12 protein-coding genes are annotated in these 12,662 nt (G+C 65.2%); 11 read left to right on the plus strand and 1 reads right to left on the minus strand.

What is annotated here, in order from left to right; all coding sequences use genetic code 11:
* The first annotated feature begins 2 nt into the window (after positions 1–2).
* The 11 genes from nosZ (at position 3) to KUH32_RS17640 (ending at position 11,545) form a co-directional block, all read left to right on the plus strand.
* Positions 3–1,940, plus strand: a complete 1,938-nt coding sequence (gene nosZ / locus KUH32_RS17590) for a TAT-dependent nitrous-oxide reductase (protein WP_217779970.1) — start codon at positions 3–5, stop codon at positions 1,938–1,940.
* A gap of 2 nt (positions 1,941–1,942) precedes the next feature.
* A complete protein-coding gene (locus KUH32_RS17595) occupies positions 1,943–3,280 on the plus strand; it encodes a nitrous oxide reductase family maturation protein NosD (protein WP_217779971.1) in 1,338 nt (445 codons plus the stop codon).
* Positions 3,246–4,142 (plus strand): ABC transporter ATP-binding protein, encoded by an 897-nt coding sequence (locus KUH32_RS17600; protein ID WP_217779972.1) that lies wholly within the window; start codon positions 3,246–3,248, stop codon positions 4,140–4,142. The genes KUH32_RS17595 and KUH32_RS17600 overlap by 35 nt, the downstream gene beginning before the upstream one ends.
* Positions 4,142–4,966, plus strand: coding sequence for an ABC transporter permease (locus KUH32_RS17605; RefSeq protein WP_217780048.1), 825 nt, complete (start codon positions 4,142–4,144; stop codon positions 4,964–4,966). The genes KUH32_RS17600 and KUH32_RS17605 overlap by 1 nt, the downstream gene beginning before the upstream one ends.
* A complete protein-coding gene (locus KUH32_RS17610; protein WP_217779973.1) occupies positions 4,963–5,529 on the plus strand; it encodes a nitrous oxide reductase accessory protein NosL in 567 nt (188 codons plus the stop codon). The genes KUH32_RS17605 and KUH32_RS17610 overlap by 4 nt, the downstream gene beginning before the upstream one ends.
* Positions 5,530–5,531: 2 nt before the next feature.
* The gene (locus tag KUH32_RS17615; protein ID WP_217779974.1) at positions 5,532–6,449 is read left to right on the plus strand and encodes an FAD:protein FMN transferase; all 918 of its coding nucleotides are present in this window, start codon (positions 5,532–5,534) and stop codon (positions 6,447–6,449) included.
* A gap of 380 nt (positions 6,450–6,829) precedes the next feature.
* A complete protein-coding gene (locus KUH32_RS17620) occupies positions 6,830–7,222 on the plus strand; it encodes a hypothetical protein (protein ID WP_217779975.1) in 393 nt (130 codons plus the stop codon).
* A 129-nt stretch (positions 7,223–7,351) separates the two neighbouring features.
* Positions 7,352–7,996, plus strand: coding sequence for a paraquat-inducible protein A (locus KUH32_RS17625; protein ID WP_217779976.1), 645 nt, complete (start codon positions 7,352–7,354; stop codon positions 7,994–7,996).
* Positions 7,963–8,598: a paraquat-inducible protein A gene (locus KUH32_RS17630; protein ID WP_217779977.1), complete on the plus strand. Its 636-nt coding sequence runs from the start codon at positions 7,963–7,965 to the stop codon at positions 8,596–8,598. Before KUH32_RS17625 ends, KUH32_RS17630 begins: the two co-directional genes overlap by 34 nt.
* Positions 8,595–10,979: an MlaD family protein gene (locus KUH32_RS17635; RefSeq protein WP_217779978.1), complete on the plus strand. Its 2,385-nt coding sequence runs from the start codon at positions 8,595–8,597 to the stop codon at positions 10,977–10,979. Before KUH32_RS17630 ends, KUH32_RS17635 begins: the two co-directional genes overlap by 4 nt.
* Positions 10,980–10,981: 2 nt before the next feature.
* A complete protein-coding gene (locus KUH32_RS17640; RefSeq protein WP_217779979.1) occupies positions 10,982–11,545 on the plus strand; it encodes a PqiC family protein in 564 nt (187 codons plus the stop codon).
* 116 nt (positions 11,546–11,661) lie between these two features.
* On the opposite strand, the gene iolG is transcribed toward KUH32_RS17640, so the two are convergent.
* Entirely contained in the window at positions 11,662–12,657 is a 996-nt protein-coding gene (iolG, locus tag KUH32_RS17645) for an inositol 2-dehydrogenase (RefSeq protein ID WP_217779980.1), read from the minus strand.
* Positions 12,658–12,662: the final 5 nt, after the last annotated feature.

Genomic DNA, 12,662 nt, shown 5'->3' on the forward strand with positions numbered 1-12,662 from the left:
TCATGTCTGATAAAACCAAAGCAGGGATTTCCCGCCGCGGGCTGCTGGGGGCGACCGCCGGGACGGCGGCGCTGGCCGGCGCCTATGGCGGCAACGCCCTGGTGGCAGGGAGCGCGATCGGCGCGGCCACCCTCGCCTCGACCACCGCAGCCAAGGCAGCCGAAGGCGCGACCGTCGCCCCGGGCCAGCTCGACGAGTATTACGGCTTCTGGTCGTCGGGCCAGACCGGCGAGATGCGCATCCTCGGCGTGCCCTCGATGCGCGAACTGATGCGCGTTCCGGTCTTCAACATCTGTTCGGCCACCGGCTGGGGGATCACCAACGAATCCAAGAAGATCCTGACCGAAGGCCTGACCGAGAAGACCAAGAAATACCTGGCCGCCAACGGTCTCGAGTTCCCGCGCAACGGCGACCTGCACCACGTCCACATGTCCTTTACCGAGGGCAAGTACGACGGTCGTTACCTGTTCATGAACGACAAGGCGAACACCCGCGTTGCGCGGATCCGCTGCGACGTCATGAAATGCGACAAGATCGTCGAGATCCCCAACGCCAAGGGCATCCACGGCCTGCGTCCGCAGAAATGGCCGCGCACCAACTATGTCTTCGCCAATGGCGAGGATGAGGCACCGATGGTCAATGACGGCAAGGTGCTGGACAAGCCCGAGGAATACGTCAACTTCTACACCGCCCTGAATGCCGACGACATGACGATCGCCTGGCAGGTCATGGTGTCGGGCAACCTCGACAACACCGATGCCGACTACGAAGGCAAATACGCCTTCTCGACCTCGTACAACTCGGAAATGGGCATGACGCTCGCCGAGATGACCGAGGCCGACATGGACCACGTGGTCGTCTACAACATCGCCGAAATCGAGAAAGGCATCGCCGAGGGCGACTATATCGAGCTGAACGGCGTGAAGGTGATCGACGGGCGCAAGGGCAACAACAAGAACTACACCCGCTACATCCCGGTGCCCAACAACCCGCACGGCTGCAACATGGCGCCCGACAAGATCCACCTGTGCATCGGCGGCAAGCTGTCGCCCACCGTCAGCATCATCGACGTGCGCAAGCTGGACGACGTGTTCTACAACGGCGCCGATCCGCGGTCGGCCGTGGTTGGCGAACCCGAACTGGGCCTTGGCCCGCTTCACACCTGCTTCGACGGCAAGGGGCGGTGCTATACCACGCTCTTCCTCGACAGCCAGGTGGTGCAGTGGGATCTCGAGAAAGCCGTGCAGGCCTATGGCGGCGCGGATGTCGATCCGATCCTGTCGAAGACGGACGTGCATTACCAGCCCGGCCACAACTCGACCGCCGAAGGCGAAACGCTGGACGCATCGGACAAGTTCTACATCTCGATGAACAAGTTCTCGAAGGACCGGTTCCTGAATGTCGGCCCGCTCAAGCCCGAGAACGAGCAGGTCTTCGTGATCGAGGACACCAAGCTGACGCTGGTGCATGACGGCCCGACCTTCGCCGAGCCGCATGACAGCATCATCGTGCATGCCTCCAAGGTGAACCCGAAATCGGCCTGGGACCGCAACGACGTGATGTGGCAGGATGCGCGCGCGCAGGCCGAAGCCGACGGCGTGGACCTTGACGACTATCAGGACACGGTGATCCGCGACGGCAACAAGGTACGCGTCTACATGTCGAGCCAGGCGCCCAACTTCTCGATCGAGAAGTTCACGGTGACCGAAGGCGACGAGGTGACGGTCTACGTGACCAACCTTGACGACATCGACGACCTGACCCACGGCTTCACCATGGGCAACCACGGTGTGGCGATGGAGGTCGGGCCGCAGGCGACCGCGTCGGTGACCTTCACCGCGGGTCAGCCCGGCGTCTACTGGTACTATTGCCAGTGGTTCTGCCACGCGCTGCACATGGAAATGCGCGGCCGCATGTTCGTCGAACCGCGGGACGCGTGACGATGATCCGGCGCCTGGCACTTCTGGTCGGTCTGCTGCTTGCGTCGCCCCTGGGGGCGGCGGAGGTTCGGATTGCGCCCGGAGCGCCGGGCGCCCTGCAACAAGCCATCGCCGGGGCCAACCCCGGCGATGTGCTGATCCTCGAACCGGGGCATCACCCTGGCGCGTTGCACATCACCGTTCCCGTCACGCTGACGGCCGGCGATGGCGAGGCGATCATCGACGGGTTGGGCCAGGGCACCGCCGTGCGCATCGACGCACCCGACGTGACGATCCGCGGCCTGACAGTGACCGGTTCGGGCATGAGCAGCCAGGACCTGGATGCGGGAATCAAGATCCACAAGAAGGCCGACCGCGCGCTGATCGAAAACAACCGCGTTCTGGGCAACCTGCATGGCGTCGACATCCATGGCGGCCACGACGCCCGCGTCATCGGCAACACCATCGAGGGCACACTGCAGCCGCGTCTCAACGACCGCGGCAACGGCATCTATGTCTGGAACAGCCCCGGTGCGGTGGTCGAAGGCAATTCGGTCCGCTACGGCCGCGACGGCATCTTCGCCAACACCTCGAAAAAGAACATCTTCCGCAACAACACCTTCCGGGACCTGCGCTTTGCCGTCCACTACATGTACACCCACAACAGCGAGGTCGTGGGCAATGTCAGCATCGGCAATCGCCTGGGCTTTGCCGTCATGTATTCCAACAACGTGGTGGTGAAGGACAACCTGAGCCTTGGCGATCGCAACCACGGGTTGATGCTGAACTATTCCAACAGCGCCGATATCAGCGGCAACCTGGTGCGCGGCGGCACGCAGAAATGCCTGTTCATCTACAACGCTCACAAGAACCTGATCTACGACAACCGCTTCGAGGGCTGCGAAATCGGCATCCACTTCACTGCAGGCTCGGAACGCAACGTGTTGACCGAAAACGCGTTTATCGGAAACCGTGAACAGGTGCGTTACGTCGGCACCAAGATGGTGGAGTGGAGCTTTGAGGGCCGTGGCAATTTCTGGTCGGACCATCCGGGTTACGACCTGAATGGCGACGGCGCGGCCGACAACGTGTTCCGCCCCAACGACCTGATGGACCACATCCTGTGGTCGCAACCCGCCGCTGCCCTGCTGATCGGCTCGCCGGCCGTTCAACTGGTGCGCTGGTCGCAATCGTCGTTCCCGGCTACACTGCCCGGAGGCGTCGTGGACAGCCACCCGGCGATGAAACCCATTACAATTCCCGTCCCCGACGACCTGGCCGCCATCGAAGCGGCGGTCGCCGGACGATGGGACGAAAGCGCGAACGATGACTTCGACCCTGACGATCTCGGCTCTCACTAAGCGGTTCGGCGCGGTCACCGCGCTGAAATCCGTGTCCTTCGACGTGGCCCCCGCCGAACGGGTGGCGCTGCTGGGCCATAACGGTGCCGGCAAGTCGACGCTGATCAAGACGGTGCTGGGGCTGATCGCGCCCAGCGAAGGCGCCGTGTCGGTTCTGGGCCACAAGCCCGGATCGCCCGAAGCACGGCGGCAGGTGGCCTATCTGCCGGAAAACGTCGCCTTTCACCCGGCCCTGACAGGGCTGGAGCAGTTGCAACACTACCTGATCCTGCGTGGCGAAAACCCGCGCCAGGCCGCCGATCTGCTGGCCCGCGTCGGCTTGCAAGACGCCGCCAAACGCCGGATCGGCACCTATTCCAAGGGCATGCGACAGCGCGTCGGCCTGGCCCAGGCGCTGATCGGCCATCCCCGCCTGCTGGTGCTGGACGAACCGACATCCGGGCTCGATCCGGTGTCGCGACGGCGGTTCTACGCGCTGCTGGACGAACTGGCCGCCGACGGCGCGTCGATCCTGCTGTCCTCGCACGCCCTGACCGAGGTCGAGGCCCGTACCGATCGCATCGTCATCCTGTCGGACGGGCAGCTTGTATCGGACGGCAGCCTGGCCGAATTGCGACGCCGGGCCGATCTGCCGGTCGCGCTGCACATCACGCCCCATAATGGCTATGCCAGCGACATCGCCGATCACCTGCCCGGCGCGATCCGCGTCGGCAACGCGTTGCACTTGTCCTGTTCGCAGGACGACAAGCTGGCGACGCTGGCCCGGGTGGCGGAACTGGGCGACAAGGTGGCTGAGCTCGAGGTTCTGCCACCCAGCCTGGAAGACATCTATAGCCATTTCAGCGGGAGGACGGGCCAATGATGAAACGCATCCTCGCCACCGCGCGCAGCGAGACGCGCATCGCCATCCGCAACCGCTGGGTTGCCATTGCGCTGGTGCTGATGGCCGTGTTTTCGCTGGTTCTGGCCGCGGTCGGATCGGCCCCCACCAGCGGCGGGCTGGGGGTAGACCGGCTGACCGTCACCATCGCCTCGCTGACCTCGCTGTCGGTCTACCTGGTGCCGCTGCTGGCGCTGTTGATGAGCTTCGACGCCATCGCGGGTGAGGTCGAACGCGGCACCCTGCCCTTGCTGCTGACCTACCCGATCAGCCGGCTTGAAGTGCTGCTGGGCAAGCTGCTGGCGCATCTCGCCATTCTGGCGCTGGCGGTGGTCGTGGGATACGGCCTGGCCGCGGCGGTGTCGCTGTCGCTGGGCGGCGGCTCGGCCGAAGGGCTGGCGGCGCTCTGGCGGCTGACCTGGTCGTCGATCCTGCTGGGCGCCACCTTCCTCGGTGCGGGCTATGGCCTGTCGGCGCTGGCGCGGCGCCCCTCGGGCGCGGCGGGGCTGGCCATCGGGCTGTGGCTGGGGCTGGTTGTGCTCTACGACCTCGCGCTGCTGGCGGCCATCGTCGCCGATGGCGGCGGCTGGTTCACGACCGAAGTCTTTCCGTTTGCCCTGTTGGCCAATCCCGCAGACGCCTTCCGGCTGTTCAACCTGACGGCGTCCGGCGCGATGTCCGTCGCCGGCGGGATCGGCGGCGCCGCGGGGACGATCGCCTTGTGGCAATCCCTGCTGCCTGTCCTGCTTTGGCCGGCTTTCGCCCTGGCCTTGGCCGGGCTCGCCTTCCGAAAGGTCGATCCATGAGACCCATCTTTCTTCTGCTTGTCCTGGGCCTGGCCGCCTGCCGCGAAGAGATCGCCCAAGCCGTCGATCCAGTGGCACTCACGCCCGATGCGGTGGGCCATTTCTGCCAGATGAACCTGACCGAACACGAAGGCCCCAAGGCGCAGGTACATCTCGAGGGGCTGCCGGGCGCGCCGCTGTTCTTCAGCCAGGTGCGCGATGCGGTCGCCTATACCCGCCTGCCCGAACAGACCCACACGATCCTGGCCGTCTGGGTCAACGACATGGGCGCCGCGGGCGCGCAATGGTCCGAACCGGGCGCGACCAACTGGATCGCCCTCGAAGACGCCCATCTGGTCGTCGGCTCGACCCGCGATGGCGGGATGGGCGCGCCGGAACTGGTGCCATTCTCCGATCCGGCCGCGGCGGAAGCGTTCCGCGCGGACAACGGCGGCACCGTGATGCGGGTCGCGCAGATACCGGACGAAGCCGTGATGGCGCCGGTCTCGGATGGCGCCGAGGCCGAGGACGACAGCGATTTCAAACGGCGTCTCAAGGCGCTGTCCGAACGGTCGGGAGGATGACCATGCTGACCAAACGCCGCTTTCTCGCGATTTCCGCCGCCTGCGGTCTGTTTCCCTTTTCGACACAAGCCGTTCCCTTGCATGTCGAAACCGGCGTGGCGCTTGGTGCGCGCGTGTCGTTGCGCCTGTCCCATCCCGACGCGGCGCGGATCGCCAGGGGCGCCCTGTCCGAAATCGCGCGGCTCGAAGGGATTTTCAGCCTTTACCGGCCGGACTCGGCCCTGTCCCGGTTGAACGCCGACGCACAGCTGGCCGCACCGCCTCCCGAGTTGCTGGAATGCCTGTCGATCGCCGATGCGGTTCATGCCGCAAGCGGCGGGCTGTTCGATCCGACCGTCCAGACGTTGTGGCGGGCGCATGCAGACGCGACCGAGCGCGGCGAAACGCTGTCGCCGCAGGCGCGGTCAATTGCTTTGGCCCGAACCGGATGGAAACGGATACGGCTGGCGCCGGATCTCGTCGCCATGCAGCCGGGCATGCAGATCACCCTGAACGGCATCGCGCAGGGCTACATCGCCGACCGGATCGCCGATTGGCTGACCGACCGGGGACTGAGCAACATTCTGATCGACACCGGCGAAATCTTCGCTCTGGGTGGTGAGCCGGATACCGGCAATCCCTGGCCTGTGCGCCTCGAACAGGGTGGCCAGGTCGGTCTCAAGGCACGCGCGCTGGCCACCTCGGCACCGCTTGGCATGACGTTCGGCGGCAACCAGACAAGCGCCCATATTCTTGATCCCCGCACAGGTGACAGCGTCCCCTTGCACTGGCGCGCCATCAGTATCTCGTCGCGTTCCGCAGCCCTGGCCGATGCGCTGTCGACCGGCGCCTGCATCATGGGAACGCGCGCCGAAATCGCCGCCCTTTGCGCCAGTTTCGCGGACACGAAGGTGGAATCTGCGCGTCGCGCAACCGGTTAGACAGGCCCTGTCCGGCTGCCGTCCGAGCGGCGTTCTACCCAGTACTACGAACTGGACAGAAATCAGCCGCTGGATTAAGCATGGAGGCTGTTTTCGCCACGTGTTCCGCTCGCCGATGGGGCCAGCCGGCGTGGCGCGGGTACCATCGAAGATGCACGGCTTACAGGCCTGCCTGCCCTTCCTTCCGACATCACGGCGCCGGTCGCTGCACACCGCGGATTTCCCTTGGTTCGGCGATCTGGCCGCGCGCGCTCATCCGTCATTGCCTCGGCGCTTGCGCCGGCCTGGCACGACGGCACATGAAATCACCGGACGAACCGACGCCGTCGCCCGTTGCCCATATCCCGTCCCTGTCATGCGCGTCTCCGGAACCTTCTGAAATGTCACACGTCTTTGCCCTTGCCACCAGCCTGTTCTGCTTCGGACTGGTCTGCGCGATCTACGCCACAACCATGAAGGCGCGGCCCGACAGCTGGCTGCGCGGAGAAACCCTGCAGGGCATCATGGTCTCGCTTCTGACCGGCTTTCTGCCTCTGGCCATCACCGCAACCCTCGCCGGCTTGTGGAAGATCGCAACATCCGCGCTCGGCTTGTCGTCGTTCCTGTCGGCTGGCGTCGAATTGACCAGCGCTGCGTCGCTGGTCTTGACCTTTGCGATCCTGCGCGCACTGATCGTCGCCGCGAACCGCGGGGCGGCCGAAAACGTCGTGCCGCTGAGCCCGCGCCCGAATGCGCCGATGCCGTCGGGCGGCAGCCAGCGCAAGGCTGCCTGACGCTGCGGCGTGGCGGTCGCGCCACGCCCGACGCTCTGGTCATGGCCCTGTCCGGCATACGCTTGGCCGCTTACGCGCGTCCGACCGGTATGATATCCGTTCGGAATCATCCGCAGAGCGGACCTGACCATGCCGGAACAAGAAACCGATACACTGGGCGATCTGGAAAACCTGGTCGCCTGCCCGACTTGCGATGCACTGCATCGGCTGGTTCCGGTTCCGCCGGGCGACCGGGCAAGCTGTGTGCGCTGCGGTGCGACGCTGATGGCGCCCAGGCAAGGCGCGATGACGCAGATCCTGATGCTTGCGGCCACCGCTCTGGTACTGCTGGGTGCGGCGGTGTTCTTTCCCTTTCTCGAACTCAACGCGCAGGGTCTGGGCAATCGCAGTTCGGTCTGGGACGCGATCTTTGCGTTCTCCGGCGGCCTGATGCTGCCCCTGTCCATCGCGGTCGCCGCGCTGATCGTCGTTCTGCCGGTGGCGCGCTTCGCCCTGCTGGCCTATGTCTTTGCCCCGATGGCGATCGGCCACCGCCCGGCGCGCTATGCAGGACGCGCCTTTCGCTGGGCCGAAGCGATGAAGCCCTGGGCGATGGCCGAAATCTTCATCATCGGGGTCGCCGTGGCGCTGGTGAAGGTCACCGGGCTGGCGCAGGTGTCGTTGGGACCGGCGTTCTGGGCATTCGTCGGGTTGGTTCTGATCGTCGTGCTGAACGACACCGTCATGTGCAGGTTCACCGTATGGCAAACGCTGGAACAACGCAGCCGGTCCTGACCGCGCGCGAGGCCGGATTGGTGGGTTGCCTGGAATGCGGCAAGGTCCACCATCCCGATGCCGAGCTCTGCAGCCGCTGCGGGCGGCCGCTGAGCAGCCGTGAGCCGGGCAGCCTGCAAAAGGTCTGGGCCTGGCTGTTCGCAGGGCTGGTGGTCTACATTCCGGCCAATGTCTATCCTATGCTGCGCACCTCGACCTTCGGGCGGGAAAAGGAAAGCACCATCGTCGGCGGCGTCATCGAGTTGATCCACCATGGCTCCTACGCTGTCGCCTTTATCGTGTTCTTCGCTTCGGTCATCATCCCGGTGGGCAAGTTCATCGCGATCGCCTGGCTGGCCCTGTCGATCCAGCGCGACTGGACGACCCCGGCCCATACACGGCTGCACATGTACGAGGTCGTGGAATTCATCGGCCGCTGGTCGATGATCGATGTGTTTGTGGTTGCGATCCTGTCCGCCCTTGTGCAACTGGACTTCGTGGCAACCATCAATCCCGGCATCGCCGCGGCCAGTTTCGCCTTGTCGGTGGCGTTCACCATGCTGTCGGCACTGAGCTTCGATCCCAGGACGATCTGGGACACCAACGAGGATCCCGATACGTGACCGAAAAGCAACCGGCAGAAATGCGGGTGAACCCGCCGAAACGGTCGGCCTGGCGCAACCTGTCGGTTGTCTGGCTGGTGCCGTTGATGGCGCTGGTCGCGTCGCTGGGGATCGCCTGGCAGAACTACGCCGACCGTGGCACGCTGATCGAGATCACCTTCCCCGAAGCGGCCGGCATCGCCGAAGGCGAAACCACGTTGCGCTACCGCGACGTGGTGATCGGCACGGTGGAGAAAGTGGGCTTCACCGAGGATCTGGCCGAGGTCAAGGTCGATGTCCGAGTAGACAACGAGGTCGTGCCCTTTCTCGATGATGAGGCGACCTTCTGGATCGTCCGTCCACAGGTATCGGCGCGTGGCATATCGGGCCTGTCCACCGTCCTGTCCGGGGTCTACATCGCCGGCGGCTGGGATCAGAACCCCGGCACCCCGCAACTGAGCTTTCGCGGCGCCGCACAACCGCCACTGGTGCAGCCGGGCGAGAACGGAACCAGGATCGTCTTGCGTACAAATGACGGAACGTCGGTCAGCGCCGGGGCACCCATCCTTTATCGCGGGATCGAGGTGGGCCAGCTGGAACAGCCGCGCCTGACCGCAACCGGCGACGCGATCCTGATCGACGCCTTCATCGAGGCGCCGCATGACCGGCTTGTCTCGCAGGCGACGCGGTTCTGGGACGCATCCGGCTTCAGTGTCTCGCTCGGCACGTCCGGCTTCCAACTGGATGTGGACAGCCTGGCCTCGCTGGTGACCGGTGGTGTCAGCTTCGAGACGATCTATTCCGGCGGCGGACCGATCGAAGCGGGCCAGGTTTTCGATCTCTACCCCGACGAGGAAGAGGCGCGTCGCCGACCCTTTCTCGCGCTTGACGACAACACCGTCAGTTTCACCGTGGTGTTCGGCGAATCCGTGTCGGGCCTGACGAACGGTGCCGATGTTACCTATCGCGGCCTGCCGGTCGGACAGGTGCGCGCCCTGCGGTCGGAACTGGAGCAGACCGAGTTCGGTGTCGTGCTGGGCCTCAAGGCCGATATCGCCATCGACCCGCAACGCATGGGCCTGCCGGTCGAGATGGCGCAGGAGGACGTGATCCGGTTCTTCTCGGGCGCCGTCGCCAATGGCTTGCGCGCGCGGCTGGGGGCGTCGGGCTTGTTCGGCGGCAATCTGATCGTCGAACTCGTCGAGGTGGCCGATGCGCCGTTCTCGGCGCTCGACACCAATGCCGATCCCTATCCGATCCTGCCCAGCGTCGAATCCGATTTGCCCGATTTCGCCACGACGGCACAGGGCGTGCTGGACCGACTGGATGCCCTGCCGATCGAAGATCTGCTGAACCAGGCGATCAGCCTGATGAACGCGGTCGAGGATGTGGCCCGCGCCGAGGGAACGCGTCAGGCACCCGACGCCGTTCTGGCGCTGATCGAGGATACCCGAAGCCTGATCGCGTCCGAGGATACCCAGGCGATACCCGAAGAATTGCGAAGCACGATCAACGACTTGCGCACCGTTGTTGCCGACTTGCGTGAACAGGACGCGGCCCAGGCGCTGACCGATGCGCTGCGCAGCGCCGACCAGGTGGCCAAGGATGTTTCGACCGCCACCGAAGGCCTGCCGCAGCTCATCGCCGATCTGAACGCGGTTGCGACCAAAGCCAACGGCCTTGCGGTCGAAGACCTTGTCGCCTCGGCAAACCGCGTGCTCGACAACGCCGACGCATTGATTGCCGATGACAACACCCGGGCCCTGCCCGAAACCCTGACCAAGGCGCTGACCGAAGTCGAACTGGCGGTGACCGATGCCCGCGGCATCATGGGCGAACTGCGCGAACAAGGCGCGGTCGAGGCGCTGACAAACGCGTTGCGCAAAGCCGACGAAGTGGCCGCCGATCTGTCGGCCTCCACCGAAGGTCTTCCGCAGTTGGTCGAGGACCTGGGAGCGGTCGCCGAAAAGGCCAATGCCCTGCCGCTTGACGAACTGGTGGCCTCGGCAAACCGCGTGCTGGCCAGTGCCGATGCGCTGGTGTCGTCGGACGACACGAAACAGCTTCCGGTCGCGCTGACCGGCGCGCTGGAACAGGTCGAGGCCGCGCTGGCCGATCTGCGCGCCGGTGGCACGGTCGAGAATGTCAACGAAACGCTGGCCTCGGCCCGCGATGCGGCGGATGCCATTGCCAAGGCGGCGTCGGACCTGCCGGAACTGTCGACGCGACTGAACCAGCTGGTGCGGCAGGCCGAAACCCTGGTCAACAGCTATGGCGACCGGTCGACCTTCAATGCCGGCACCCTGACCGCCTTGCGCGATGTCAGCGACGCCGCCCGCGCCGTGTCGCGGTTGGCGCGCGAGATCGAACGCAACCCCAATTCCCTGCTATTCGGACGGTGATGATGAAACGCTTCCTGCTTTCCCTTGGCCTGGCTTGCGGCCTGGCCGCATGCGGCGACGGTACCGCCCGCTACATCATCGATCCACCAAAGCCGGAAACCCAGGTGCGCCTGCGCCTGGCAAGCATCGAGCTGAAAGACCTCGTGCTGCCGGCCCATGCCAGCGGTCCCGATGTCATGATCCAGTCCGAAGACGGCTCGATCGTCGTGCTCGGCGATGCCGATTGGGCCGACGAGCCGGCGCGCGCCTACACCGACCGGCTGGCGCGCAGCCTTGACGAAGGGTCCACGGCGACCGTGGCCGCCGAACCCTGGCCGTTGTTCGACCGGGCTCAGGCCCAACTCGTGGTGCGCATCGACCGCATGCTTGCACGAGCCGACGGGCAATTCGAACTGTCGGCGCAAGTGGCCGTCACGTCGGCCGATCAGGTGGTGCGCGACCGCATCGAACGCTATTCGGTGACCACCCCCCTGCCTTCGGCCGATGCGTCGGGCGTGTCTTCCGCGACAGGCGCGGCGCTCGACCTGCTGTCCGACCGCATCCTGGCGATGTTGCGCGGTCTCTGAACACACGCGTCATGCGCCAAAGCCCGGGAGTTCGATGCCGAGACCGCGCAGCGGCCTTGCCTGAGCGGTTGCCGGTTGCCGTTGATCCCCACGTCAAGGGCGGAACGCTGGCCGGATCAGATATCCGCCAGCGCGATCGGCTGACCGGCCTGATGCGACCGCGTCGCGGCCTCGGCCATGGCCAGCGCGGCAACGCCGTCATCCAGCGTCACCGGCATGGCGCCGCCGTCCTCTACGGCCTTGACGAAAGCGTCCCATTCCGCCGTGAAGGCCGGCATGTAGCGTTCCAGGAAGAAGTATTTCGGCTTGGCCCCGGTGACGCCATGTGCCGTGGATTTCACCACCGTGTTCTCGAGCACGTTTTCGGCCTGCAGCATCCCGTCAGAGCCCAGGATTTCGACCCGCTGGTCGTACCCATAGGCGGCACGGCGCGAATTCCGGATGACAGCGATCCGCCCGTCGGAATAACGCAACGTGACCACGGCGGTGTCCACATCCCCCGCCGCGCCAATCTGCGGATCGACCAAAGATGCGCCCACGGCCATGACCGATACCGGCGCCGCGCCCATGAGAAAGTTCGCCATGTCGAAATCATGGATCATCATGTCGCGGAACATGCCACCGGACGCCCTGACATAGCCAAGTGGCGGCGGCGCGGGATCGAACGAGGTGATCGAAAGCAATTCGGGTACGCCGATTTCGCCCGCCTCCAAGGACGTCCTGAGCAGGGCGAAGTTCGGATCGAAGCGGCGGTTGAAACCGATCATCACCGGGCGCCCCGTTGCCGCGACGCGGGCTTGGCAGGTTCGCGCACGGTCGATGTTCAGATCGACCGGTTTTTCGCACAAAACCGCCTTGCCCGCCGATGTGGCGGCTTCGATCAGGTCGGAATGGGTATCGGTCGGGGTTGCGATCAGAACGGCATCGATCGCCGGGTCGGCGATGATGTCTTCGGTGCTGCGCGCCTCGGCACCGAATTCACTGGCCAGTTTTTGCGCCGCTTCCGGCAAGAAATCCGACACCGCGGCAAGCTGGCTTGCGGGATGCGCAAAGATGGTCCGGGCATGCACCGCGGCAATGCGGCCCGCCCCCAGTAACCCGATATTCAACATAGTGC

Origin of the sequence: Thalassococcus arenae (assembly GCF_019104745.1) — a bacterium.
Taxonomy (GTDB): Bacteria; Pseudomonadota; Alphaproteobacteria; order Rhodobacterales; family Rhodobacteraceae; genus Thalassococcus_B; species Thalassococcus_B arenae.